This window comes from Streptomyces roseirectus (genome assembly GCF_014489635.1).
GTDB classification, from domain to species: Bacteria; Actinomycetota; Actinomycetes; order Streptomycetales; family Streptomycetaceae; genus Streptomyces; species Streptomyces roseirectus.
Window position 1 is genome coordinate 4,761,110 of record NZ_CP060828.1, and the last position, 23,730, is coordinate 4,784,839.

Sequence of the window (23,730 nt, forward strand, 5' to 3'; positions counted from 1 at the left end):
TGATGGACGCAGTACGTCCATGGTAGGGAGGCGGGGGGACATGGCACCTGAACAAATGGCCGAAAACCCGGAAACCGGAACCCCGCCTCCCCCCGCGCGTCCGCTGGACGCGATCGACCACGACATCCTGCGCATGCTCCAGTCCGACGGCCGCGCCTCCATCCGCTCGGTCGCCGAACGCGTCCACGTCTCCCGCGCGAACGCCTACGCCCGCATCAACCGCCTCGTCGAGGACGGCGTGATCCGCGGCTTCGGCGCCCGCGTCGACCACGAACGCGCCGGCCAAGGCACCAGCGCCTACATCACCTTGAAGATCGTCCAGAACTCCTGGCGCACCGTCCGCGAACAACTCCGCCAACTCCCCGGCGCCTCCCACATCGCCCTCGTCGGCGGCGACTTCGACGTCCTCCTCCTCGTCCACACCCCCGACAACCGAGCCCTCCGCGAACTCGTCCTCACCCGCCTCCAGAGCATCCCCGAGGTCCTGAGCAGCCGCACCCTCCTGGTCTTCGAGGAAGAGGACCTGGAACCGCAGGGCTGATCGCGTACTCACGTACTCATGGCCAGCCCCAGCAACAAGGCGAACATCAAGGGCAGCGCCCCGATCCCGACGGTCCCGAAGGCCGCCCACGCCCTCCACCTGCGGTACTTCACCCGATGCGGCAGCAGCCAGGAAACGGCCCACAGCCCGAACCCCCAGTAGACGGCCCCGAAGATCAGCTCCGTCCCGTCATTCGCCCACTGCCAGCTGAACTCCCATACGAGCAGCGGCAGTCCGAACAGCGTGGCGATGAGAGGGGCGGCCCACCAGTCGGCGTGACGGGCGGAACGAACGACGGCTTCCTGTGTCATGCCCCGATCCCACCGCACCGACCGGAGACGCGGCATCGGGGCACGTACTCAAGAGGCACGCGCGCGTACTCATCACACGTCCGACGCGAACCGCACCGCCTGAGCCCTCATCGAACACCCGGCGAAAGAACCCACCGCGTCGTCCTCCTCCAGCGCGGCCCCCGCGCCAAGTTCGGCCAGGGACTGTGGGATCTGCCGATCGGCAAGGGCGAACCCGGTGAGCCGATCACGGAGACAGCGGTGCGTGAGCTGTACGAGGAGACCGGTGTAAGGGTGAGGGCGGTGGACCGGCGAGCCCGAGAACCGGGAACCCGGGAAGCACGCACAGGTGCGCTGGGTGGACGTCGACGAGATCCCCGACGCGTTCGTGAGCACGGCCGACAGGGCGCTGCGGAGGTACCTGGCGGGCGGGACGGGCGTTTCCCTGTACGGCTGGGATCGGTGAACGTACGGCTGGGATCAGCGAACGCGCGGGAAGCGGAACCCGGCCGCCCCGGCACGGCGTGAACGTACCGGATCCGGCCAGGCCCGCCACCAGCGCACGAAGATCACTCAGCTACGTCCGAGCGAAGCGATTTGCGTGCGAAACGGAATCCGCTCAGCTCTCGATGGGGTTGAGGAGGGAGTACTTGACCCACCCGAGCTTGCCCTTGTTGGCGCCGCTGGTGACCTTGCCGTAGCTCCAGGCGTAGTCCTTCGTGCAGTACTCGGTGAACTTGACGCCGGTGGCGAGGATGCCGAGGGACGTGTAGCTCGTGCCGGGGCCGCTGCGGAGGTTGACGGACGTCGACGCTTCCTTGGTCTGCGTGAGCGGCAGGTTGCAGGCGGCCGGCAGGGACGCCGCCGAGGCGGACGGCGCGACGGCGACGGCGCCGCCGATCATGAGGGCGGCGGACGCGGCGGCAGCCGCTATGTTCCGAACGATACGCATATCTCGTCTCCTTGACTTGCGAGGCATGAGGATGCGCCGGCTCGGGGGACGCACAGCGCGGTGCACGTGCTTGCTACTTCGCACGCGCGAAACCAGACCCTACCCGACCGCGAGCGCGCCCTTTCGGCCAACATCGTTCCTCCCAGGGGCCCTTGACGCCCCGGATCCCCAACATGCCGCATCGCAAAGGGAATCTTGGTGCTAGCGTGATACGCAACAACAAAAAAGTGGCCCCACCAGAGCTCGGAGTGTTAGCAGCACTCCGCTGATGGGGCCTGACGACAACCAACCCTAGTAAGGAACCTGTCGCCATGCGCCACTCTATCGCGCATGCCATTTCGGCATGCCTGCGCACCCTGCTCGCCCTCCTCCTCCCGGCCACGGGCCAACGCCGCAAGCCGTGCCACCCCGCACCCGCCCCGGCCGACCCCGCCGCCCCCGTCATCCCCGTAAGCCCCTGGTCCCGCCCCTGGACCTCACCCTCCAAGGAAGAAGCCGCCGAACTCTTCCGCCTCCAGGCCGACCGCCACGCCCATGCCGAGGCCGCCTGGGAACTCCGCCTCCAATGGGAACGCCGCCGCGCCGCCACCCTCGCGACCATGGGCGTCGACTACCCCTACACCTACGAAGGCGCACCCTTCGGCCTGGACGACTTCAGGGCCAGCGCGTAACCCGCGACGCCCCGCTCAGTCCGCTTCCGGGCGGGGCAGCTCGTCCAGGTCGGTATACATGACAACGTGTATATTGATATACGAAGCCGTATACACGGAAGGGGTCCTCGTGAGCCGTACCGTCATCGACCTCGACGACGAAGCGCTGGAAGCAGCCGCCAAGGAGCTGGGGACCACGACCAAGCGCGACACGATCAATACCGCGTTGCGTGAGATCGTGGCGCGCAACCGCCGCCTGCGCGCCCTGCACGAGCTTCAGGACCTCGCGGCGGAAGGCGCTCTCGACGTGGAACTCCTGCTGGACAAGCGCAACTACCGTGGTGGATCCGCCCGTTGAGCGTCGCGGACTACCTCATCGACACCTCGGCCCTCGCCCGGGTGCTGCTTCGCCGGGCGACCGAGGAGTGGGAGCGTCGCATCGGCGCCGGGTTGGTGGCCCTGTGCGACATCACCGAGTTGGAGGTCCAGTACTCGGCCCGCTCCTCGGCCGACCGCGAGGCCATCGGGGAACGCCTGAACCAGTTCACCTGGTGCCCGGTGCCGGAGGGCGTCTTCCGGCGTGCCCGCGTGGTCCAGGAACAGCTCACCGCGAAAGGCGAGCACCGCAGCGCGGGCCCCGTCGACCTCCTGGTCTCCGCCGTCGCGGAGGAAGCAGGTCTGACACTGCTCCACTACGACCGCGACTTCGAGACGATCGCGCGAACGACGGGACAACCGGTGCGCATGATCGACCTCAAGGGGTAACCCCCGCCGACGTCGCCACCGCTCACCCCGCCCCCCGCAGCCCCTCGAACACCAGCCGAGCCACCGCGTCCGCGACCTCCCGCTCCCCGGCCCCCCGCCCGTCCGGCCGGTACCACTCCACGACGGAGTTGATCATGCCGAAGACGAGGCGGGTGGCGAGGCGGACGTCGATGTCGGCGCGGACGTCACCGTCGGCGGAGGCGGCTTTCAGCAGCTCGGCGACCCGGTGGTCGAATTCGCGGCGCCGCTCAAGGGCCCACCGCTCGGTGTCCGTGTTACCGCGAACACGAAGAAGAAGCGTCACATACGGAAGCTCGCTGATCAGAACGTCGACCATACGGCGGACGACATGTTCAAGACGGTCGACGGCACGTCCCACGCGCGCGTGGTCCTCGTCGAGGATCCCGAAGAGCCCGTCCAGCGCACGGCTGACCGCGCGCCGCAGCAACTCCTCCTTCCCGGCGACGTGGTGGTAGATCGACGACTTGGAGATCCCGGCGGCCTTGGAGAGGTGTTCCATCGACGTGCCGTCGTAGCCACGCTCGTTGAAGACCTGCACGGCGACGGAGAGCAGCGTCTCCGGCGTGTACGTGTCGCGCTTGGCGGTGGTCATGAGGTGCTGCCCTCCCGCTTGTCGGAGGCGTACGCGTGCCGGTAGAGCGCGAGGGAGGGCGCGTACCGCCCGGAGGGATCACGCAGGTGGAGGTCGTCGAGGAGCGCGTACGCCCAGTTACGCCCGAGACGGCGGCTCCATTCGAAGGGCCCCAGCGGGTAGTTGACGCCGAGCCGCATCGCCGTGTCGACGTCCTCCTCCGTCGCGACCCCCTTGGCGACCGCGTCGTGCGCGAGGTCGACGATCCGGGCGACCGTACGGGCGACGATCATGCCGGGGACGTCACCGAGGACGCTGACGGACTTGCCGAGCGCCTGGAAGAGGCCGATCGCCTCGGAGAGGGTCTGCGGCGAGGTGTCCTGGGAGGCGGAGAGGGCGATCCGGGTGGCCTTGCGGTAGTCGAGGGCGAGGTCGAAGTAGACGACGTCGCGGAACTCGACGGACGTCTGCCCGTCGGCGAGCGCGAGCTGACCCCCGCCGGGCAGGACGAGCCGCGTGCCGTGGTCCTCGTCCTCCTCACGGACCTGGATGCCCGCCTCGCGGATCAGCGGGAGGAGGTCGGCCGCGGGGCCCAGGTCGCCCTCGGCGGTGACGTACGCGGGCGCCTGGGCGGGTTCAGCGGTGTGCGGCTCGGCGGCCTCCGCGTCGTCGCCGTAGTCGTACCAGCCGTGCCCGGTCTTGCGGCCGAGCCGCCCTGACTCGACGAGCCTGCGCTGCGCGAGGGAGGGCGCGAACCGCACGTCCTGGAAGAAGGACTTCCACACGGAGTGCGTGACGGACTCGTTGACGTCCTGCCCGATGAGGTCGGTGAGTTCGAACGCGCCCATGCGGAAGCCGCCGCACTCGCGCAGGACGGCGTCGAGGGTGGCCGGGTCGCCGCCCTGCGCCTCGTACACGGCGAACGCCTCGGCGTAGAAGGGCCGGGCGATGCGGTTGACGATGAACCCGGGCGTGTCCGCGCAGGCGACCGGCGTCTTGCCCCACGCGCGCGCGGTCTCGTACGCGCGCGTGGCCGACGAGACGTCCGTGGCACACCCGGAGACGACCTCGACGAGCGGCAGCAGCGGCGCGGGGTTGAAGAAGTGCAGGCCGACCAGGCGCCCGGGGTTGCGCAGCGCCCCGCCGATCGCGGTGACCGACAGGGACGACGTGTTGGTGGCGAGGAGACAGTCCTCGGCGACGACGTCCTCCAGCGCGCGGAAGAGCCCCTGCTTGGCGTCCAGGTCCTCCAGGACGGCCTCGACGACGAGGGCGCAGTCGGCGAGGCCGTCGAGCGCGTCCACGGGCGTCAGACGGGCACGCGCGGCGTCGCGGTCGGCGGCGGTGAGGCGGTTCTTCTCGACGAGCCGGTCGAGACGGGCGCCGATCGCGTCGGCGGCCTCCCGCGCGCGTCCGGGCGCCGAGTCGTGGAGCCGTACGGGGTGCCCGGCGACCAGAGCGACCTGGGCGATGCCCTGGCCCATGGTGCCGGTGCCGACGACGGCCACGGGGCTGCTGAGGTCGATAGCTGTCATGTGCGCGATCCTCCCGCACGGGGTTTTCCACAGATGCGGCAGGCCCCCTTGTCCCGACCGATCGTTCGGTTACTCTAGCGGTGACCGGCTGTTCCTGCCCAGACACACAGACACATCCACCCCAGGAGTTGGTCCCGCATGGCCGCCGAACCCACCGCCGCCGACCTCATCGTCAAGCACCGCCCCACCCTCGACCAGGCGCTGGAAGCGATCCGCACGCGCGCGTACTGGTCCCCCCACCCCGAGCACCCCAAGGCGTACGGCGAGAACGGCAGCCTGGACCTCGCGGCGGGCAAATCGGCGTACGACGCCCTCCTGAACACCCGCTTCGAGCTGGACCAGCCCGGTACGGACGGCTGGGTGGGCGGCGAAGTCTCCCCCTACGGGCCGGAGCTGGGCATCACGTACCCGCACGCGGACGCGGACGTCCTGCTGCCCGCGATGAAGGCCGGCCAGAAGGCGTGGCGGGACGCGGGCGCGGAGGTGCGCGCGGTGGTCTGCCTGGAGATCCTCAAGCGGATCTCCGACCGCAGCCACGAGTTCGCGCACGCGGTCATGCACACCTCCGGCCAGGCGTTCATGATGGCGTTCCAGGCGGGCGGCCCCCACGCCCAGGACCGCGGCCTCGAAGCGGTGGCGTACGCGTACGCGGAGCAGATCCGCACGCCGGGGACGGCCGAGTGGTCCAAGCCGCAGGGCAAGCGCGACCCCCTGGAGCTGCACAAGGCGTTCACGCCCGTCCCGCGCGGCATCGGCCTGGTCATCGGCTGCAACACCTTCCCGACGTGGAACGGCTTCCCGGGCCTGTTCGCCTCCCTGGCGACCGGCAACGCCGTCCTGGTCAAGCCGCACCCGCGCGCGGTCCTGCCGCTCGCGCTGACCGTGCGCATCGCGCGTGACGTGCTCACCGAGTCCGGCTTCGACCCGAACCTCGTCGCCCTGGCCGCCGAGCGCCCCGGCGAGGGCATCGCCAAGACCCTCGCGACGCGCCCCGAGATCCGCATCGTCGACTACACGGGCTCGACCGCCTTCGGCGACTGGCTGGAGGCCAACGCCCGCCAGGCGCAGGTCTACACGGAGAAGGCCGGCGTCAACACGGTGATCGTCGACTCCACGGCCAACTACCAGGGCATGCTCGCCAACCTGGCGTTCTCCCTGTCCCTCTACAGCGGCCAGATGTGCACCACCCCGCAGAACCTCCTGATCCCCCGCGACGGCATCGACACGGACGCGGGCCCGAAGTCCTACGACGAGGTCGTGGCCGACCTCGCGCGCGCGGTGGACGGCCTGCTGGGTGACGACGCCCGCGCGAACGGCCTGCTCGGCGCCCTGGTCAACCCGGACGTCAAGGCCCGCCTGGAGGCCGCCGCGAGCCTCGGCGAGGTCGCCCTCGCCTCCCGCGCGGTCACCAACCCCGAGTTCCCCGACGCGGTCGTGCGCACGCCCCTGATCGTCAAGCTCGACGGCACCAAGCCCGACGCCGAGTCCGCCTACCTCAGCGAGTGCTTCGGCCCGGTCTCCTTCGCCGTCGCCGTCGACTCCACCGCCGACGCGGTCGCCCTCCTGACGCGCACGGTCCGCGAGAAGGGCGCCATGACGGTCGGCGCGTACACGACGGACGCCAGCGTCGAGGCGGCGATCGAGGAGGCGTGCCTGGAGGAGGCCGCGCAGCTCTCCCTGAACCTCACCGGGGGCGTGTACGTCAACCAGACGGCCGCGTTCTCCGACTTCCACGGCTCCGGCGGCAACCCGGCGGCCAACGCGGCCCTGACGGACGGCGCGTTCGTCGCGAGCCGGTTCCGGGTCGTGGAGGTCCGCCGGGAGGGCTAGGGAGGGCTGGGGGCGCGCCGGGCCCCTCGCGGGCTCAGCGCCCGCCCGCGCTCCAGTGGTACAGCGTCATCGCCACGCTGGTGGCGAGGTTGTAGCTGGAGACCTGCGGGCGCATCGGCAGCGCCAGCAAGTGGTCCGTACGCGCGCGCAGTTCGGCCGAGAGGCCGGTGCGCTCGGAGCCGAACGCGAGGACGGCGTCGTCCGGGAGCTTCACGTCCCGGATGTCGTCGCCCTCCGCGTCGAACGCGAACACCGGGCCCGGGGGCAGCTCGGTGACGTCCAGGCGCTCGACGGCCGTCGCGAAGTGCAGGCCCGCGCCGCCGCGGACGACCGTGGGGTGCCAGGGGTCGAGCGTGCCGGTGGTGACCACGCCGGTCGCGCCGAAACCGGCGGCCAGCCGGATCACCGCGCCCGCGTTCCCGAGGTTGCGCGGGTTGTCCAGGGCGACGACGGGCGCCGTGCGCGGGAGCGCCGCCAGCGCCGCCAGGTTGGCCGCCCTGGAGGGGCGTACGGCCAGGGCGGCGACGCCCGTCGGGTGGGGGCGCGGGACGAGCGTCCGGTACGTCGCCTCGTCCACCTCCGTCAGCAGCGCCTCCAGCGGCTCGCGGACGTCCGGCGCGAGGTCGTCCGCGAGGGCCAGTGCGGCGGCGCGGTCGACGGCCACCGCGAGGGGCACCTCGGCGGTGAAGCGCAGGGCGTGCTTGAGGGCGTGGAAGCCGTCCAGGAGGACGGCGGTACCGGCGAGGCGGTGCCAGTCGGCCAGGGCGGTCATGTCGTCGAGCCTACGTGGACTTTCCCGGGGCCCTCGGCGGCAGGGGTGTTGGCGCCGGGGGGTGCGGCTTCGGCGTCCGCCGTCACGGACCCGCGTCCACGCACGCGTGCGGCGCGCGCGCCCAGCCACAGCAGGAACGCCGTCGGCAGGAAGACCGCGTCCGTCGCGATCATCGCCAGCGAGAAGAACGGCAGCCCCAGGACGACCGCGATCGCCGCGTGCTCCATCATCATCACCGCCAGCAGGACGTTCTTGACCTTCCGGTTGAACAGGGTGAACGGGAAGGCGACCTGCGCGATGACCGTCCCGTAGGTCGCGATCATCACCATCGTGCCGCTCGCCGCGAGGACGTCCGCGAGCGCCGGCCACGGGGAGAACGAGTCCAGCTGGAGCGGGTAGTACACCGCCGTGCCGTCCTGCCAGCGCGAGCCCTGGATCTTGTACCAGCCCGCCGTCGCGTAGATCAGGCACGCCTCCGCCATGACGACCAGCAGCGCGCCGTTGTGCATCACGTTCCCGGCGATCTCGCACAGCGCCCGCGCCTCGCCCCCGCGCCGCGCCGCGAACCACCACACGCCCTGCGCGGTCCACGCGGCCCACAGGAGCGCCGGGACGAACCACTCGCCCTCCGTCAGCCACCCCGCGACCGTCGCGACCGCCAGGACGCCGCCCAGCACCGCCCACAGCGCCGGGCCCGCCCAGTCGGTGACGCGCTCTCCACGCGCGCGTGCGGCAGCGTTCCGCCGCTCCCTGCGCGCGTCCAGCGACCACACGCGCGCGCACCGCGTGAACACCAGGTAGATCGACATCAGGTGCAGCACGTTGTCGCCGCCGTCGCCCATGAAGACGCTGCGGTTCTGCAACGACAGGACGCCGACCATGAAGAGGACCGTCATCGCGCGCGTACGCCAGCCGATCAGCAGCAGCGCACTGGAGGCGACGGCCAGCAGGTACACGACCTCGAACCACACGCGCGAGTCCGACCACATCAGCACCGTGAACGCGCCGTTGACGTCGATCAGCCGGTGGCCCAACTGCCAGCTCCACGGGCCGTCGGGGCCGTACAGCTCCGTGCGGTGCGGAAGTTCACGCAGCAGGAAGAGGAGCCAGGTCGCGCTGAAGCCGATCCTTATGACCGCGCTCTGGTAGGGCCCCAGGGCGGATTCGGTGACGCGCGCGAGGGCCTTGGAAAGGAGGCTCTGCGGAGGCACCGCAGCACTCTGGACGATGGTCACTTCACGCCTCCGTTCACCTCGGCGGCGGACACGCGCCACCACGGCAGGACCCGGAACGTCGGCTGCGTCGACACCTTCTCGTCACTCCACTCCGGGGGCCGCACGTTCGTCGTCCGCGACCGCACCTGCACGCGCGCGAGCGTGCCGCCCTCCCTCACCACGCCGCCCCGCTCCAGCCTCATCACGACGATCCGCCGCAGGTACTCCTCCGACAGCGCCCCCCGCATCCCCACCGCCCGGTTGTCGTTGTCGTGCGTCCCCGTGAAAAAGTCCCACGCCCTGCGCAACTCGTTCTGCTGCGTGTGGCTCGGCAACAGGTTCCCGTCGATCGCCCTCCCGTCCGCCGCCGACAGATCCAACCACCCGGTCGTCCGATACCCCCCGTCTCCCGACCGCACCTCCGCCCTCACCTGCACCGCGATGTCCTGCTGCAACGGATTCGGCGCGAACAACTTCCAGTTCTGCTCGAACTCCGGATACACCCAGTCGTCGATCGCCTCCGCATGCTCCTTGCTCACCGTGTTCGACGGCGCCACATGCAGAAAAACCATCCCCACATGCACGACGACGACCGCGGCGACGACGGCGACAACAGCCGCCGCGGCTATCTGCGCACGCAGGGAGAGCGCGGCCAGCCGGGCGACGGGCGCGCTGTCGGAGAGGGACGCGTGCGCGGCTCCGGCGGGGGCCGCCGCCCTGTCGGACGCCGACTCCGGGGCGTCGGCGAAGAGCGGGGTCCCTATGGAGTGCCGGGTCGTGTCCTGGGGGGCGTCACCGGAGGGCGGGGCGGCGTGCCGCGTGGCAGGGGCGGCGCCCGTGGGCCGCGAGGCTCCATCGGCAACGGGTGCGCCGAGTCGCCCGGGTTCCGCAGGGAGCTGACCCACCGGGCTCACGGAGCCGGCCGGGCCCGCGGCCCCCGCCGGCTCGCCCCCGGTCGCCCCCGCCTCGTCGGCGGACGGCACACCGTCCGGGCGGGGCACAGCCCCCTGCGCGGCTCCGCCCCCGTCACCCACCGCACGCACGGGCCGCTCCTCCGAGGCCGGGGCGCCGTCCTCCGGCCGGCCGGCCTCACGGCCCGGCTCCTTCCGGCCCGCAGCCGCCGGGGCAGCCCCGTCCGTCGCACCGGCCCCCGGAACATCCCCGGCCGACTTCCCCTGCTCCGGCGCTCCGCTATCCGTCTGCCTCTGCCCCGCCGGGCCCGCACCCGGCGGGGTGGCCTCCTCGGCCGGGCTCGTCGGCGTGAGCGGCTCGTCCCGGTCCCGGCCCGGCTCGCCCGGTGGAGCGTTGTCGTGCGTGTTCATGTGGGTCCGTTTCGGAGGGGAGGGCGGGGGCCGTCAGGGGGACGGCTCCACGGCACGGTACTCAGGCGGTGGGGGGAGTGCAGCCTTCGGGCCCGTTCCGGGAGTTATCCACAGGGGATTTCCACAGCGGTTGACACCGCAGATCGGGCGTCTCACCATGGAATCGCACGGACCGAACGATCGGTCGGGAGAGGGAAGCGGAAGGGCTAGGGGGATCGCATGACGACAGCAGCGGCAGCAGCAGCGCGGCGAACGCCGGACAGGCCCGGCGTACCGGCCGGGTCGGCCGGTACGGCCGAGGAGAGCGCCGCCGAGCACCAGCGGCACCAGCACCTCTTCGACGCGGCCGTCGCGGCGGACGACCGCATCGAGCCGAGGGACTGGATGCCGGACGCCTACCGGGCGACGCTGGTGCGCCAGATCGCCCAGCACGCGCACTCGGAGATCATCGGCATGCAGCCGGAGGCGAACTGGATCACGAGAGCGCCGTCCCTGCGCCGCAAGGCGATCCTGATGGCGAAGGTGCAGGACGAGGCGGGCCACGGCCTGTACCTCTACAGCGCCGCCGAAACCCTGGGCACGGGCCGCGAGGAACTGCTCGACAAGCTCCACACCGGCCGCCAGAAGTACTCGTCGATCTTCAACTACCCCACCCTGACGTGGGCGGACGTCGGCGCGATCGGCTGGCTGGTGGACGGCGCGGCGATCACCAACCAGGTCCCCCTGTGCCGCTGCTCCTACGGCCCGTACGCGCGGGCGATGGTCCGGATCTGCAAGGAGGAGTCGTTCCACCAGCGCCAGGGCTACGAACTCCTGCTGGCCCTGAGCAACGGCACGAGCGCCCAGCACGCGATGGCCCAGGACGCCGTGGACCGCTGGTGGTGGCCGTCCCTGATGATGTTCGGCCCGCCGGACGACGAGTCGGCGCACTCCGCCCAGTCGATGGCGTGGAAGATCAAGCGCCACTCCAACGACGAACTGCGCCAGCGCTTCGTGGACATCTGCGTCCCCCAGGCGAAGTCCCTCGGCCTGACCCTCCCCGACCCGGACCTGAGGTGGAACGAGGAACGCGGCCACCACGACTTCGGCCCGATCGACTGGACGGAGTTCAAGGAGGTCCTGAAGGGCAACGGCCCGTGCAACGAGCAGCGCATCACCCAGCGCAGGCGGGCCCACGACGAGGGCGCCTGGGTACGGGAGGCCGCGGCGGCCTACGCGAAGAAGCACACCGGCGAGACAGGAGCGCGGGCATGACCACCGACTGGCCTCTCTGGGAGGTCTTCGTCCGCTCCCGCCGCGGCCTCGCCCACACGCACGCGGGCAGCCTCCACGCCCCGGACGCGGAACTGGCCCTGCGCAACGCCCGCGACCTCTACACCCGCCGGGGCGAGGGCGTCTCCATCTGGGTCGTCCCGTCCGTCGAGATCACCGCGTCCTCGCCGGACGAGAAGGACCCCTTCTTCGACCCGTCCGCCGACAAGCCCTACCGCCACCCGACGTTCTACGACATCCCGGAGGGGGTGAAGCACCTGTGACGCCCCTGCGCACGGCGGCGGCGCTCGCCCTCGGCGACGACGCGCTGATCCTCTCCCACCGCCTCGGCGAGTGGATGGGCCACGCCCCGGCCCTGGAGGAGGAGGTCGCCCTCGCCAACATCGCCCTGGACCTCCTCGGCCAGGCCCGCGTGCTCCTGTCGACGGCCGGCGACGAGGACGACCTGGCGTACCTCCGCGAGGAGCGCGCCTTCCGCAACGTCCAGCTCGTCGAACAGCCCAATGGCGACTTCGCCCACACCATCGCCCGCCAGCTCTACTTCTCCACCTACCAGCACCTCCTGTACGGCGAACTGGCGCGCGGTGACAGTGAGTTCACCGGCCTCGCCGCGAAGGCCGTCAAGGAGACGGCGTACCACCGCGACCACGCCGAGCAGTGGACCCTGCGCCTGGGCGACGGCACGGACGTCAGCCACGCGCGCATGCGCACGGCGTGCGAGGCGCTGTGGCGGTTCACCGGCGAGCTGTTCCAGCCGGTGGAGGGCCTGGACGTCGACCCGGAGCCCCTGGAGGCGGCCTGGCGGGCGTCGGTCGAGGCGGTCCTCACGCGCGCCGGTCTGCCCGTCCCGGAGGGCCCCCGCACCGGCGCCTGGAGCGCGGGCGCCGGCCGTCAGGGCGTGCACACCGAGTCGTTCGGCCGCATGCTCGCCGAGATGCAGCACCTCCACCGCAGCCACCCGGGGGCGACGTGGTGACGGCCCTGGAGGAACGCCTCCTCGCGATCGCCGGCGCGGTCCCCGACCCCGAGCTGCCCGTCCTGACCCTCAGCGAACTCGGCGTGGTCCGCGCGGTCCACGTCCAGGACACCGGCACGGTCGAGGTCGACCTCACCCCCACCTACACCGGCTGCCCGGCCATCGAGGCGATGACCACCGACATCGAACACGCCCTGCACGCCGAGGGCGTCCACGAGGTGACCGTCCGCCGCGTCCTCACCCCCGCCTGGTCCACGGACGACATCACGGAGGAAGGCCGCCGAAAACTACGGGAGTTCGGCATCGCCCCGCCCCGCGCGGGGGCGGCGTCGGGACCGGTGACGGTGACGCTGGGCCCGACCCGAGGGCTGGGAGCTGACACCCCCGTCCCCTGCCCCCTCTGCGGCTCCCCCGACACCGAGTTGCTGAGCCGGTTCTCGTCGACCGCGTGCAAGGCGTTGCGGCGGTGCCGGGAGTGCCGTGAACCGTTCGATCACTTCAAGGAGTTGTGATGGCCCGTTTCCACGCGCTCCGGGTGACCGAGGTGGAGCGGCTGACGGACGACGCGGTGGCGCTGACGTTCGCGGTGCCCGCCGAGCTGAGGGAGGCGTACCGGTACACGGCGGGCCAGCATCTGGCGCTGCGCCGGATGCCGGCCGGGGAGGAGGAGGTCCGGCGGACGTACTCGATCTGCTCCCCGGCGCCGGAGCCGGACGGCGAGGGACCGCGCACGCTACGGGTGGGGGTGCGCCTGGTGGAGGGCGGGGCGTTCTCCACGTACGCGTGGAAGGAGCTGGCCGAGGGCGACGAGGTCGAGGTGATGACCCCGGCCGGCCGGTTCACGCTGGACCCGGCGCCGGGACTGTACGCGGCGGTCGTCGGGGGCAGCGGCATCACCCCGGTGCTGTCGATCGCCGCGACGCTGCTCGCGCGGGAGCCGTCCGCCCGGTTCTGCCTGGTCCGCAGCGACCGCACGGCGGCGTCGACGATGTTCCTCGACGAGGTGGCCGACCTCAAGGACCGCTACCCGGACCGGTTCCAGCTGGTCACGGCGCTGTCCCGGGAGGAGCAGCAGGCGGGCCTGCCGTCCGGACGCCTGGACCGGGAGCGGCTGACCGCGCTGCTCCCGGCGTTGCTGCCGGTGGAGTCGGTGGCCGGCTGGTACCTGTGCGGACCGTTCGGGCTGGTCACGGCGGCGGAGCGGGCGCTGCGCGAGCTGGGGGTGCCCCGCGCGCAGGTCCACCAGGAGATCTTCCACGTCGCCGACGCCCCCGCCCCGGCCCGCCCCGCCGCCCCCGCGCACAGCACGCTCACGGCCCGGCTCGACGGCCGCTCGGGCACCTGGCCCGTCCAGGACGGCGAATCCCTCCTCGACACGGTCCTGCGGGGCCGCCCCGACGCCCCCTACGCCTGCAAGGGCGGGGTCTGCGGGACCTGCCGGGCGTTCCTCGTCTCCGGGGAGGTGCGGATGGACCGCAACTTCGCGCTGGAGCCGGAGGAGACGGACGCGGGGTACGTGCTGGCGTGCCAGTCGCATCCGGTGACGGAGGGAGTGGAGGTGGACTTCGACCGATAGGCCCGGGGAGAGCGAGGGGCCCGGGGAGAGAGCGATAGGCCCGGGGAGAGGGCGTTCCCTTCTTCTAGAACCTGTTCTATCTTGACGGACCGTCAGATCTGGTCGCCGTCGGGAGGACACCGTGGACTTCACCTTCAGCGAGGAGCAGCAGGCGGCGGCCGAGGCGGCGCGCGGAGTCTTCACGGGGGTGGCGCCCGACGGGGTGCCGTCCCCGGCGAAGACCCAGGGCCGGCCGGTCGCCGAGGGGTTCGACCGCGACCTGTGGACCAAGCTCGCCGGCGCGGACCTGCTGAGCCTGATGCTCGACGAGCAGTACGGCGGGGGCGGCCTCGACGTCGTCGCGCTGTGCCTGGTGCTGCGGGAGTCGGCGCGGGTGCTCGCGCGGGTGCCGCTGCTGGAGAGCGCCGCGGCGTCCGCCGCCGTCCAGGCGTACGGGTCCGCCGAGCTGAAGGAGACGGTGCTCGCCGCCGCCGGGCGGGGGGAGACGGTGCTGACGGTCGCCTCGCACGGGCGCACCGGACACGACGGGGCCGAACTCGCCGTGAGCGCGCGGGCCGAGGGGGACGCGTGGGTGCTCGACGGGGTGCAGACGGCGGTGCCGTGGGCGTTCGACGCGGACCTCGTCGTCGTCCCCGCGCACACCGGGGGCGGGCGGCCGGTGCTGGCGGTCGTGCCGCGCGCGGAGTTGCTGATCGGGGAGCAGGTGTCGACCGCCGGGGAGCGGTGGGGGGAGGTGCGGCTGGAGTCCGTGCGGGTGCCGGGGGCGTACGTACTCGAAGAGGGCTGGGAGTGGTTGCGGGACGTGCTCGCCGTGGGGAACTGCGCGGTGGCGCTGGGACTGGGGGAGCGGGTGTTGCGGATGACCGCCGAGTACACGTCCGGGCGGGAGCAGTTCGGGCATCCACTGGCCACGTTCCAGGCGGTCGCCGTGCAGGCCGCCGACCGGTACATCGATCTTCGGGCCATGGAGGTGACGCTCTGGCAGGCCGCGTGGCGGATCTCGTCCGGGACGCGGGGGGTGCTGCCGGTCGCCGGGGACGTCGCCGTCGCGAAGGTGTGGGCCGCGGAGGGGGTACGCCGGGTCGTGCAGACGGCTCAGCATCTGCACGGGGGGTTCGGGGCCGACGCGGACTACTCCTTGCACCGGTACCACGCCTGGGCCAAGCAGGTCGAGCTGGCGCTCGGCCCGGCGGGGGGATCCGAGGAGGCGTTGGGGGAGATGCTGGCGGCGCACTCCGTGGGGTAGGCCGGGCGCCTAAGGGGGTGCCGGGTTCTGTGATCTGGCGGGTGCGGCGCCGTCGTGGCTTGTCGCGCCCACGCGGCGGTAGCCGCACATCAGACACAGCCCCGCGCCCCTTAAAGGCACGTTGCCCTCAGGGCGTGGGGAAAAACGCGTCCGCTACACCACCGTGCCGGGGTCTCCTGACGGCCTGATTACCGGCTTGCCCGAGGCTTCCCAGAGTTGCATGCCGCCGATGACGTTCACCGCGTCGATGCCCTGCTGGACGAGGTAGGCGGTGACCTGGGCGGAGCGGCCGCCGGAGCGGCAGATGACGTTGACGCGGGCGTCCTGAGGGGCCGCCTCGGTCAGTTCGCCGTAGCGGGCCACGAAGTCGCTCATCGGGATGTGCAGTGCCCCGGCGGCGTGGCCCGCCTGCCATTCGTCGTCCTCGCGGACGTCCAGCAGGAAGTCGCCGTCCTTGAGGTCCGCGACCTCGACCGTGGGCACACCAGCTCCAAAACTCATGCCCCGACGCTACCCGAATCGCCGCCGGGCACGTCCGACGACCACCGGTCCCACACGTCGGCGGCCGGAAACGGTCACGCCAGCAGGTCCGCGAGCCGCCGTTCCCGCGCGGCGACGTCGGCCAGCAGTTGCTCGGCGATCTCCTCCAGGAGCCGGTCGGGGTCGTCGGGGGCGAGCTTCAGCATGGAGCCGATCGCGCTCTCCTCCAGCTCCTTCGCGAGCGCGGCCAGCATCTCCTTGCGCTGGGCGAGCCATTCGAGACGGGCGTACAGAACGTCACCGGGAGCCGGTTCGCGCTCCGGGGGGACGGGGCCCGCGGCCCACTCCTCGGCCAGCTCCCGCAGCAGCGCCTCGTCGCCCCGGGCGTACGCGGCGTTGACCCTGGTGATGAACTCCTCGCGGCGCAGGCGTTCCGTGTCCTCCTGGGCGAGGTCGGGGTGGGCCTTGCGGGCGAGGTCACGGTAGAGCTTGCGGGCCTCGTCGCTGGGGCGGACCCGCTCCGGGGGGCGCACGGGCTGCTCCGTGAGCATCGCGACGGCCTCCGGGAACAGGCCGTCGCCGTCCATCCAGCCGTGGAACAGTTCCTCGACGCCCGGCATCGGCATCACCCTCGCGCGGGCCTCCGAGGCGAGGCGCAGGTCCTCGGGGTCGCCGGTGCGGGCCGCCTTCGCCTCCGCGATCTGGGCGTCCAGTTCGTCGAGGCGGGCGTACATCGGGCCCAGCTTCTGGTGGTGCAGGCGGGAGAAGTTGTCCACCTCCACGCGGAAGGTCTCCACCGCGATCTCGAACTCGATCAGAGCCTGCTCGGCGGCGCGCACGGCCTGCTCCAGGCGGTCCTCGGGCCGCGCCTGCCCTGCCTCAGCTTCGGGGGTCGTCACTCGCCCAGCGTAATCGCTCCGCTTGGGGCGCCGGGCGGGGAAGGTTCGGGGGCGGTGAGGTTGTCTGCCGGGTGCGGGTTCGTCGTGGTTGGTCGCGCAGTTCCCCGCGCCCCTTAAAGGCAGCTTCGCTGCCTCCCCACAGCTGCACCCCTGTACCCAGCAACTGGCATCCCCTTACCCGTCACACGCCCGTCTCCGCCGCCACCTTTCCCTCCCCCACTGCCTTCACCAGTGCTCCGTGGTCCGCCTCCGTTTGGTTCGCGTAGGTCACCGCGAAGGTCGCCAGTGCCTCGTCCAGTTCCTCGCTCTTGCCGCAGTAGCCGGCGATGAGGCGGGGGTCGGCGCTGTGGGAGTGGGCGCGGGCCAGGAGGGCGCCCGTCATCCGTGCGTAGTCGTCGAGCTGGTCCACCGCCAGGGCCGACGGGTCCACGCTGCCCTTGCGGTTGCGGAACTGCCGGACCTGGAAGGGCCGCCCTTCGACGGTGGTCCAGCCGAGCAGGACGTCGCTGACGACCTGCATCCGCTTCTGTCCGAGGACGACCCGCCGCCCCTCGTGCTCGACGGCGTCGACGGGGAACCCGGCGGTCACGAGGTGCGGCACCAGCGCGGAGGGCCGGGCCTCCTTGACCTGGAGGATCAGCGGCTCGCCCCGGTGGTCGAGGAGGAGGACGACGTACGACCGCGTTCCCACACTCCCCGTGCCGACGATGCGGAAGGCGACGTCGTGGACGGAGTGGCGGGCCAGCAGCGGGAGGCGGTCCTCGGAGAGCGTCGCGACGTAGGACTCCAGCGCGGAGACGACGGCCGCCGCCTCCGCGTCACCGACCCGCCGCAGCACGGGCGGCGCGTCGACGAACCGGCGTCCCCCGTCCTCCGTCGGCTCCGTCGACTTCGCCGCGAACCGCCCGCTCGTGTTGGCGCGGGCCTTCTGGGAGACGCGTTCCAGGGTGCCCAGCAGATCGCGGGCGTCGCTGTGCGAGACCAACTCCTCGTCGGCGATGGCGTTCCACGCGTCGAGGACGGGCAGCCTGGCCAGCAGCCGCATCGTGCGCCGGTAGGCGCCGACCGTGTCGTGGGCGGCCTCGCGGCACGTGTCCTCGTCGGCCCCGGCCTCGCGCCCCGCGAGCACCAGGGACGCGGCGAGCCGCTTGAGGTCCCACTCCCACGGTCCGACGACCGTCTCGTCGAAGTCGTTGAGGTCGATCACCAGTCGCCCGCGCGCGTCCCCGTACAGGCCGAAGTTCGCCGCGTGCGCGTCGCCGCAGATCTGGGCCGCGATCCTCGTCGACGGCGTGCGCGCCAGGTCGTGGGCCATGAGCCCGGCGGAACCGCGCAGGAACGCGAACGGCGACGCCGCCATCCGCCCCACCCTTATCGGCGCCAGCTCCGCGATCCGCCCGCGGTTGGACTCCTCGACGACCGCGACGACGTCGGGCCGCCCGGCGTCCGCCTCGAACCCGGCGTGCGCGGTACGCGGCACCGCGCGCCGCAGCCCCTTGCCGGCCTCCTTGGGCGACTCCCCGGCACCCCCGCCCCACTCCGCGAACCCCGCCACCCGAGGAATCCGAACCCCACTCACGACCGACCGCCTCCCCCGTGCACCCGCACGATCATCAACTCGCCCCGACCGTACAACGCTCCCCCAAACCCCGTCACTCCCTGTGGATAACCCTCAACGTGCGGAAAACCCCGTCACCCTCCCCAACTCCCCCCGAGCCCCGTCCCCTTCCAGTCGAACCGGGGCCGCAGCCGGAAACCGGCCGCGCGGGCGAAGGGGATCAGCGCGAGCGCCTGGACGGCGATGCCGAACATCGTGCCGATTCCCAGCAGCCGCACCTGCGTGTCCGTGATGTCCTGCACCCGGTCCGGCACGGTCATGAATCCGAGACAGCACCCGAACATCGAGATCAGGACGACGTTGTTGAGGATCTGCCCGTACATCCCGAACACCCCGTAGAAAAAGATCTGCGGCGACAGGAACCGGGCGAAGGTGACGGTCAGTTCGAACGCCTCGTGGTTCGACGCCGTGTCCCGCATGTAGAGCCCGACGATCTCCGGCGCAGCCCAGACCGCGAGCCCCGTCCCCACCGCGAGGACACTCACCACCAGCGTGACCAGCCGCTGCTCGTACGCGCGCCCCCGATCAGCAGGGTGTAGAGGCTGGTCGGCACGGTGTTGGCCGTGTTGTACGTACTGGCCGGCAAACCCGTGCCGAGCGCCGCCGCCTGAAGCACCTGCCGGATCAGCCCTGTCGCCCGCGACACGACCGTCCCCAGCGCCATCAGCACCGACGAGCGCCCGACCCCCGCGTTCTTCTTCCGCGCAGCGTGCCGCCGTCTCGACGTCACGCTGTCCGCCCCCTGCACCATGCGGGCCGACCTAACGGCCCGCGTGATCACGTCACCACTTGAGGGCGTCGGCCAACTCCCGCTGCCAGTACGTCACTTTGAGGGAGTCGTCGATGTAGACGCCCCCGGCGGGCAGCTTCGGACGGGCCTGCGTGCCGACGCCCCCGTTGCCGAGGTCGCTCCCGTAGAAGGAGACACCCAGGGACTTCACCGTCCGCCCGCCCGAACCGCTGCCGTCCGCCGAGGACAGCGCGATGCCCGCGTACCCGGACTGCCCCGGCTCCAGCGTGACGACCGCCTGCGGCTTCGACTCCTCGATGACCGGCGGTACCGCCTGCGCGCCGGTGAACTCGACCGCCGGGTAGTAGTACAGGTGGCACGGCTTGCTTCCGGTGTTGGTCACCGTCAGCAGCATGTGGTTCAGCGGCCGGCTCACCGGCGCGGCGACGGTCTTGGTGTTGGACCCCTCACAGGTGACGGCCGCGGCACTCTTCCGCGCCTTGGACGCCGTCCCGGTCGCCGTCCCGGTCGACCCCGACGTCCCCTTGGAACCGGACGTCCCGGTCGCGGCCGAAGCCCCCGTAGACCCCGTAGACCCGGTGGATCCCGTAGACCCGGTGGACCCCGTAGTACCCGTAACCCCTGCGGAGGACCCCCCACCGGTCCCCCCACCCTGCGCCGGCGCCTCCGCCCCCGCCGACGGCGACGCCGGCACAGGCGCCCCGGAGACGGAAATCCCCGTCCCGTCCTTGCAGGCGGTCATCGAAAGAGCCGCGATCACGACACCCGCGGCGGCACCGGCGAGACGGACACGACGGGTACGAAAGGTACGCATGCTGGACATGGCTGAGCTTCCCCTTGGTGGTTCGGGTCGGTGTGGTGCTTGGATGACTCGAGCTTGTGGGGTACTCCGTCCCAACCGCCACACCCAGCGGCCAGTTGGGAACGCTGGAACGGCGAAACACACTCCCACCTGCGACGACACCGTTCGCCTGGAACGCGCGAACGGGACACGGAAGAGGGAGAGACGGGTGTCAGCGACGGTGGGGGCCGACGGCATGGACGACGTGGAGGAGTTCGCGGCGCTGCTGCGCGCGCTCAAGGACCGCTCAGGACTCAGCTACGGCGCCCTCGCCAAACGCCTCCACATGAGCACGTCGACCCTGCACCGCTACTGCAACGGCACCGCCGTCCCCAACGAGTACGCCCCCGTCGAACGCCTCGCGAGAGCCTGCCGCGCCACGCCCCAGGAACTCGTCGACCTCCACCGCCACTGGATCCTCGCGGACACGGCCCGCAAACGCCGGTCAGACCAGCCCCGCGCGGGTACTACGGGTACGCCCCCTGCGGACACACCGACCCCCACACCCGACACGGACGACACCGACGAAGCACCCGGCACGAGTACTACGGGTAATACGGGTGCTACGGGTGCTACGGGTATTACGGGTACGCCAGACACTCCGGACGCCCCCACTCCCGACACCCCCCTAGTACCTCCGGCACCCCGCACCGCCCCCGCCTCCAAGACCCGCCGCCGAACCACCCTCCTCGCCATCGCCGCGGCCGTAGCCGCCGCCACCCTCGGCGCCGCGGCCCTCGTCGCGAACCAACCGGACAACGGCGCCGGAGACGAGAAGACAGCCGGCGTCACGGTCCCCACGGCCTCCACCCCCACCGGCCCCCGCTCCCCCACCCCCTCCCCGAGCACATCCCCCTCCCCGAGCGCGTCCCCCTCGACCCCGGCCTCCCCCTCGGCCACCCCCTCCGCAACCCCCGCCGGCAAGGCCCCCGCCCCCGCCGCCACCGTCCCCCTCACCGCCTCCGTCCGCCCCTACGTCTACGAGTCCCCGTGCAGCCAGGAGTTCCTGGTGGACAAGGAGCCGGCCCAGGTCGGCCCGCCCGCGGAGGAGCCGAACGCCCCCCGCTGGGCGGCGGCGAACAACGCGGTCTCGGCGAACCGGCAGGTGATCGCCCTGACGATCCAGGGCACGGGCGAGGAGACCGTCGTCCTGGAGGCCCTGCACGTCCGGATCCTCACCAAGAACGCCCCCCTCACCTGGAACGTCTACGGCATGGGCTGGGGCTGCGGCGGCAACGTGGACACCAAGGCGTTCACCGTGGACCTGGACCAGGGCAGCCCGGTGGTGAAGGCGGTGGGCGGCCAGCGGGACTTCCCGTACAAGGTGAGCGAGTCCGACCCGGAGGTCTTCTACGTCACCGCCGACACCGACGCCCACGACGTCCGCTGGGACCTCAGCCTGGAGTGGTCCAGCGGCACCCGCACCGGCACCCTCCACCTCGACAACGACGGCACCCCGTTCCGCACCAGCGCCGACGACGGCCGCAGCAGGTGGGAGTACTCCCTGGGCGACAACGAGTGGCTCAAACCCGACGAGGTGAACGCGGTCCAGACCCCCTGACCCCGCGCCTGGTGAGACACCTCACACCGCTGTGAAAATCACACCGCCCCCTCTCCGGAGGGGGCACACAGCAACACGAAGAAGCCCCCCAGGTCTGAGACCTGGGGGGCTTCCGCTGTGCGCGAGGGGGGAGTTGAACCCCCACGCCCTTGCGGGCACTGGAACCTGAATCCAGCGCGTCTGCCTATTCCGCCACCCGCGCATTGGGTGTGTCTTCCGCGATCCGGCCCTTTCGGGCTGGCCCCTTCCGACGTGGAAAACATTACCACGGTGAAACCGGCCCCTTCACCTCGCTTGTCGCGGCCCGGTGCCCACCGTCCCGCCCCGGTGAGTGACACGTATCAACCTCGTACCGGTGTTCCCCCGTCTCCCAGGAAGCCGGAGCGGGTGCGCGGTCCGGTGCGGGACACTGGTCTTCGGGCGCCTCTACGATCCAGGGCAGAGGGCCCGGCGCGAAAGGGGAACCGGCCGATTCACCGCCGCGTGGATACGATCAGTAAGCAGTACGAGCAACAGCACGAGACGTTCGAACAGCACGGCCCACCGCGACCACGACCGAGCCGTCACGACGGAGGAGGTGCCCCATGGGAGTCCTGAAGAAGTTCGAACAGCGCCTTGAAGGGCTGGTCAACGGCACCTTCGCCAAGGTCTTCAAGTCCGAGGTCCAGCCCGTGGAGATCGCCGGCGCGCTCCAGCGCGAATGCGACAACAACGCCCAGATCTGGAACCGCGACCGGACCGTCGTCCCCAACGACTTCATCGTCGAACTGAGCACGCCCGACTACGAGCGCCTCAGCCCCTACTCCGGACAGCTCGGTGACGAACTGGCCGGGATGGTCCGGGACTACGCGAAACAGCAGCGCTACACCTTCATGGGCCCGATCAAGGTCAACCTGGAGAAGGCGGACGACCTGGACACGGGCCTGTACCGGGTCCGCAGCCGGACCCTCGCGGGCTCGTCCGACCAGCAGGCCCCCGGCGGCAGGCCCGCGGCCGGCGCGTACGGCGCTCCCGGCCAGAGCCCGGCCGCGCCCCCCATGCCCGCGGGCCCGCCCCCCGGCGCTCCCGGCGCCCGCCCCGGCTACGGCTACCCGCCGGCCGGACAGGGCGGCGGCCTGGCCGGCGCCCCCGCGCCCGGCTCCCGGTCCCGGCACTGGGTGGAGATCAACGGCGCCCGCCACCAGATCTCCGGCCAGACCCTGGTCCTCGGCCGGTCCACCGAGGCCGACGTCCGCATCGACGACCCGGGCGTCTCCCGGCGCCACTGCGAGATCCGTACCGGTTCGCCCTCGACGATCCAGGATCTCGGGTCGACGAACGGCATCGTGGTGGACGGACAGCACACCACCCGCGCTACGCTCCGCGACGGCTCGCGGATCGTCGTGGGCAGCACCACCGTTATCTACAGGCAAGCCGAAGGGTGAAGCGGGGGCAATGTCAGAGCTGACCCTCACGGTCATGCGGCTGGGTTTTCTGGCCGTACTGTGGCTGTTCGTGATCGTGGCCGTGCAGGTCATCCGCAGCGACCTGTTCGGTACGCGCGTCACCCAGCGCGGGTCGCAGCGCGGGTCGAGGCGCGGCGAGGGCCGGGGCGGGAACCAGGGCCAGCGCCAGGCCGCCGCCCCGCCGCAGCAGCGCCAGCAGCCCGCCGCCGCAGGCCGCCGGGGCCGGAACGCCCCGACCAAGCTGGTCGTCTCCGAGGGCACCCTCACCGGCACGACCGTCGCGCTCCAGGGCCAGACCATCACGCTGGGCCGGGCGCACGACTCGACGATCGTGCTGGACGACGACTACGCCTCCAGCCGCCATGCCAGGATCTACCCGGACCGCGACGGCAACTGGATCGTCGAGGACCTGAACTCCACCAACGGCACCTACCTCGACCGAACGCGGCTGACGACCCCCACACCGATCCCGCTGGGCGCCCCGATCCGCATCGGCAAGACCGTCATCGAGCTGCGGAAGTAGTGCTGCATCATGAATGAGCGCGAGCGGAGCGAGCACGCGGCGCGGGCCGGCACACCGGCCTCCGGCGCGCTCCCGACCG

Annotated in this window: 25 protein-coding genes, 1 tRNA gene and 2 pseudogenes; 15 read left to right on the plus strand and 13 right to left on the minus strand. The window is 71.7% G+C overall.

From position 1 onward, the window contains the following. The first annotated feature begins 40 nt into the window (after positions 1-40). On the plus strand, positions 41-541 hold the full coding sequence (locus tag IAG44_RS19805; protein WP_425508458.1) for an Lrp/AsnC family transcriptional regulator: 501 nt from the start codon (positions 41-43) through the stop codon (positions 539-541). 8 nt (positions 542-549) lie between these two features. Here IAG44_RS19805 and IAG44_RS43600 read toward each other — a convergent pair whose 3' ends face one another. Beyond that, positions 550-852 (minus strand): hypothetical protein, encoded by a 303-nt coding sequence (locus tag IAG44_RS43600; protein WP_246561899.1) that lies wholly within the window; start codon positions 850-852, stop codon positions 550-552. Between the two features lie 129 nt (positions 853-981). On the opposite strand from IAG44_RS43600, the pseudogene IAG44_RS43605 reads away from it, so the two are divergent. Beyond that, positions 982-1,297: pseudogene (locus IAG44_RS43605) on the plus strand (NUDIX domain-containing protein); the annotation flags it as partial. A gap of 153 nt (positions 1,298-1,450) precedes the next feature. On the opposite strand, the gene IAG44_RS19820 reads toward IAG44_RS43605, so the two are convergent. Next, complete coding sequence (locus IAG44_RS19820; RefSeq protein ID WP_246561900.1) at positions 1,451-1,783, minus strand: SH3 domain-containing protein; 333 nt, start codon at positions 1,781-1,783, stop codon at positions 1,451-1,453. Between the two features lie 311 nt (positions 1,784-2,094). Between IAG44_RS19820 and IAG44_RS19825 the strand changes: the two genes are divergently transcribed. The 3 genes from IAG44_RS19825 (at position 2,095) to IAG44_RS19835 (ending at position 3,198) form a co-directional block, all read left to right on the plus strand. After that, positions 2,095-2,454 carry a hypothetical protein gene (locus IAG44_RS19825; RefSeq protein WP_187748430.1) on the plus strand — a complete coding sequence of 120 codons (360 nt, stop codon included), beginning with the start codon at positions 2,095-2,097 and terminating at the stop codon, positions 2,452-2,454. 109 nt (positions 2,455-2,563) lie between these two features. Next, complete coding sequence (locus IAG44_RS19830) at positions 2,564-2,791, plus strand: type II toxin-antitoxin system VapB family antitoxin (protein ID WP_187748431.1); 228 nt, start codon at positions 2,564-2,566, stop codon at positions 2,789-2,791. Further along, positions 2,788-3,198: a PIN domain nuclease gene (locus IAG44_RS19835; protein WP_187748432.1), complete on the plus strand. Its 411-nt coding sequence runs from the start codon at positions 2,788-2,790 to the stop codon at positions 3,196-3,198. Before IAG44_RS19830 ends, IAG44_RS19835 begins: the two co-directional genes overlap by 4 nt. 22 nt (positions 3,199-3,220) lie before the next feature. Here IAG44_RS19835 and IAG44_RS19840 read toward each other — a convergent pair whose 3' ends face one another. Both IAG44_RS19840 and IAG44_RS19845 read right to left on the minus strand, forming a co-directional pair. Next, positions 3,221-3,811, minus strand: coding sequence for a TetR/AcrR family transcriptional regulator (locus IAG44_RS19840; RefSeq protein ID WP_187748433.1), 591 nt, complete (start codon positions 3,809-3,811; stop codon positions 3,221-3,223). Continuing rightward, positions 3,808-5,325: a 3-hydroxyacyl-CoA dehydrogenase gene (locus IAG44_RS19845; RefSeq protein WP_187748434.1), complete on the minus strand. Its 1,518-nt coding sequence runs from the start codon at positions 5,323-5,325 to the stop codon at positions 3,808-3,810. Before IAG44_RS19845 ends, IAG44_RS19840 begins: the two co-directional genes overlap by 4 nt. Positions 5,326-5,463: 138 nt before the next feature. Between IAG44_RS19845 and paaN the strand changes: the two genes are divergently transcribed. Beyond that, positions 5,464-7,155, plus strand: a complete 1,692-nt coding sequence (gene paaN / locus IAG44_RS19850; protein WP_187748435.1) for a phenylacetic acid degradation protein PaaN — start codon at positions 5,464-5,466, stop codon at positions 7,153-7,155. Positions 7,156-7,189: 34 nt separating this feature from the next. Here the strand turns inward: paaN and IAG44_RS19855 are convergent, their stop codons facing one another. From IAG44_RS19855 to IAG44_RS43610, 3 genes are read right to left on the minus strand one after another with little or no spacing between them, the layout of a single operon-like run. Further along, entirely contained in the window at positions 7,190-7,927 is a 738-nt protein-coding gene (locus tag IAG44_RS19855) for a TrmH family RNA methyltransferase (RefSeq protein ID WP_187748436.1), read from the minus strand. Beyond that, a complete protein-coding gene (locus IAG44_RS19860) occupies positions 7,924-9,162 on the minus strand; it encodes an HTTM domain-containing protein (protein ID WP_246561901.1) in 1,239 nt (412 codons plus the stop codon). Before IAG44_RS19860 ends, IAG44_RS19855 begins: the two co-directional genes overlap by 4 nt. Then, positions 9,159-10,184 (minus strand): DUF5819 family protein, encoded by a 1,026-nt coding sequence (locus IAG44_RS43610; RefSeq protein WP_246561902.1) that lies wholly within the window; start codon positions 10,182-10,184, stop codon positions 9,159-9,161. The genes IAG44_RS19860 and IAG44_RS43610 overlap by 4 nt, the downstream gene beginning before the upstream one ends. Before the next feature lie 498 nt (positions 10,185-10,682). Here IAG44_RS43610 and paaA point away from each other — a divergent pair, with 498 nt between their 5' ends. The 6 genes from paaA (at position 10,683) to IAG44_RS19895 (ending at position 15,533) form a co-directional block, all read left to right on the plus strand. Further along, complete coding sequence (gene paaA / locus IAG44_RS19870; RefSeq protein ID WP_246561904.1) at positions 10,683-11,717, plus strand: 1,2-phenylacetyl-CoA epoxidase subunit PaaA; 1,035 nt, start codon at positions 10,683-10,685, stop codon at positions 11,715-11,717. Further along, on the plus strand, positions 11,714-11,998 hold the full coding sequence (gene paaB, locus IAG44_RS19875) for a 1,2-phenylacetyl-CoA epoxidase subunit PaaB (RefSeq protein ID WP_187748437.1): 285 nt from the start codon (positions 11,714-11,716) through the stop codon (positions 11,996-11,998). The genes paaA and paaB overlap by 4 nt, the downstream gene beginning before the upstream one ends. Then, complete coding sequence (gene paaC / locus IAG44_RS19880; protein ID WP_187748438.1) at positions 11,995-12,711, plus strand: 1,2-phenylacetyl-CoA epoxidase subunit PaaC; 717 nt, start codon at positions 11,995-11,997, stop codon at positions 12,709-12,711. Before paaB ends, paaC begins: the two co-directional genes overlap by 4 nt. Beyond that, the gene (gene paaD / locus IAG44_RS19885) at positions 12,705-13,223 is read left to right on the plus strand and encodes a 1,2-phenylacetyl-CoA epoxidase subunit PaaD (RefSeq protein ID WP_187748439.1); all 519 of its coding nucleotides are present in this window, start codon (positions 12,705-12,707) and stop codon (positions 13,221-13,223) included. The genes paaC and paaD overlap by 7 nt, the downstream gene beginning before the upstream one ends. Continuing rightward, positions 13,223-14,287, plus strand: a complete 1,065-nt coding sequence (locus tag IAG44_RS19890) for a 2Fe-2S iron-sulfur cluster-binding protein (protein ID WP_187748440.1) — start codon at positions 13,223-13,225, stop codon at positions 14,285-14,287. Before paaD ends, IAG44_RS19890 begins: the two co-directional genes overlap by 1 nt. A gap of 121 nt (positions 14,288-14,408) precedes the next feature. After that, entirely contained in the window at positions 14,409-15,533 is a 1,125-nt protein-coding gene (locus IAG44_RS19895; RefSeq protein WP_187748441.1) for an acyl-CoA dehydrogenase family protein, read from the plus strand. Between the two features lie 153 nt (positions 15,534-15,686). Here IAG44_RS19895 and IAG44_RS19900 read toward each other — a convergent pair whose 3' ends face one another. The 5 genes and pseudogenes from IAG44_RS19900 to IAG44_RS19920 all read right to left on the minus strand — a co-directional run bounded on the left by IAG44_RS19900 (position 15,687) and on the right by IAG44_RS19920 (position 20,104). Then, positions 15,687-16,016 (minus strand): rhodanese-like domain-containing protein, encoded by a 330-nt coding sequence (locus IAG44_RS19900; RefSeq protein ID WP_187752780.1) that lies wholly within the window; start codon positions 16,014-16,016, stop codon positions 15,687-15,689. A 92-nt stretch (positions 16,017-16,108) separates the two neighbouring features. Beyond that, complete coding sequence (locus tag IAG44_RS19905) at positions 16,109-16,912, minus strand: J domain-containing protein (RefSeq protein ID WP_187748442.1); 804 nt, start codon at positions 16,910-16,912, stop codon at positions 16,109-16,111. Positions 16,913-17,093: 181 nt separating this feature from the next. Beyond that, entirely contained in the window at positions 17,094-18,491 is a 1,398-nt protein-coding gene (locus IAG44_RS19910) for a DUF2252 domain-containing protein (RefSeq protein WP_187748443.1), read from the minus strand. A 125-nt stretch (positions 18,492-18,616) separates the two neighbouring features. Next, positions 18,617-19,281: pseudogene (locus IAG44_RS19915) on the minus strand (lipid II flippase MurJ); the annotation flags it as partial. A gap of 31 nt (positions 19,282-19,312) precedes the next feature. Then, positions 19,313-20,104, minus strand: coding sequence for a DUF4232 domain-containing protein (locus IAG44_RS19920; protein WP_187748444.1), 792 nt, complete (start codon positions 20,102-20,104; stop codon positions 19,313-19,315). Between the two features lie 214 nt (positions 20,105-20,318). Between IAG44_RS19920 and IAG44_RS19925 the strand changes: the two genes are divergently transcribed. Further along, positions 20,319-21,683, plus strand: a complete 1,365-nt coding sequence (locus IAG44_RS19925) for a helix-turn-helix domain-containing protein (protein ID WP_187752781.1) — start codon at positions 20,319-20,321, stop codon at positions 21,681-21,683. A gap of 118 nt (positions 21,684-21,801) precedes the next feature. Here the strand turns inward: IAG44_RS19925 and IAG44_RS19930 are convergent. Beyond that, a tRNA-Leu gene (locus IAG44_RS19930) sits at positions 21,802-21,885 on the minus strand. A 382-nt stretch (positions 21,886-22,267) separates the two neighbouring features. On the opposite strand from IAG44_RS19930, the gene IAG44_RS19935 reads away from it, so the two are divergent. Continuing rightward, the gene (locus IAG44_RS19935) at positions 22,268-23,107 is read left to right on the plus strand and encodes an FHA domain-containing protein (RefSeq protein WP_187748445.1); all 840 of its coding nucleotides are present in this window, start codon (positions 22,268-22,270) and stop codon (positions 23,105-23,107) included. A gap of 10 nt (positions 23,108-23,117) precedes the next feature. Then, positions 23,118-23,651, plus strand: a complete 534-nt coding sequence (locus IAG44_RS19940) for an FHA domain-containing protein FhaB/FipA (RefSeq protein WP_187748446.1) — start codon at positions 23,118-23,120, stop codon at positions 23,649-23,651. Positions 23,652-23,730: the final 79 nt, after the last annotated feature.

Coding starts and splice junctions, on each gene's coding strand:
- IAG44_RS19805 (WP_425508458.1), top strand. CDS start 41: ATGGCACCTGAACAAATGGCCGAAAACCCGGAAACCGGAACCCCGCCT.
- IAG44_RS43600 (WP_246561899.1), bottom strand. CDS start 852: ATGACACAGGAAGCCGTCGTTCGTTCCGCCCGTCACGCCGACTGGTGG.
- IAG44_RS19820 (WP_246561900.1), bottom strand. CDS start 1,783: ATGCGTATCGTTCGGAACATAGCGGCTGCCGCCGCGTCCGCCGCCCTC.
- IAG44_RS19825 (WP_187748430.1), top strand. CDS start 2,095: ATGCGCCACTCTATCGCGCATGCCATTTCGGCATGCCTGCGCACCCTG.
- IAG44_RS19840 (WP_187748433.1), bottom strand. CDS start 3,811: ATGACCACCGCCAAGCGCGACACGTACACGCCGGAGACGCTGCTCTCC.
- IAG44_RS19845 (WP_187748434.1), bottom strand. CDS start 5,325: ATGACAGCTATCGACCTCAGCAGCCCCGTGGCCGTCGTCGGCACCGGC.
- paaN (WP_187748435.1), top strand. CDS start 5,464: ATGGCCGCCGAACCCACCGCCGCCGACCTCATCGTCAAGCACCGCCCC.
- IAG44_RS19855 (WP_187748436.1), bottom strand. CDS start 7,927: ATGACCGCCCTGGCCGACTGGCACCGCCTCGCCGGTACCGCCGTCCTC.
- paaA (WP_246561904.1), top strand. CDS start 10,683: ATGACGACAGCAGCGGCAGCAGCAGCGCGGCGAACGCCGGACAGGCCC.
- paaB (WP_187748437.1), top strand. CDS start 11,714: ATGACCACCGACTGGCCTCTCTGGGAGGTCTTCGTCCGCTCCCGCCGC.
- IAG44_RS19890 (WP_187748440.1), top strand. CDS start 13,223: ATGGCCCGTTTCCACGCGCTCCGGGTGACCGAGGTGGAGCGGCTGACG.
- IAG44_RS19920 (WP_187748444.1), bottom strand. CDS start 20,104: ATGTCCAGCATGCGTACCTTTCGTACCCGTCGTGTCCGTCTCGCCGGT.
- IAG44_RS19925 (WP_187752781.1), top strand. CDS start 20,319: ATGGACGACGTGGAGGAGTTCGCGGCGCTGCTGCGCGCGCTCAAGGAC.
- IAG44_RS19935 (WP_187748445.1), top strand. CDS start 22,268: ATGGGAGTCCTGAAGAAGTTCGAACAGCGCCTTGAAGGGCTGGTCAAC.
- IAG44_RS19940 (WP_187748446.1), top strand. CDS start 23,118: ATGTCAGAGCTGACCCTCACGGTCATGCGGCTGGGTTTTCTGGCCGTA.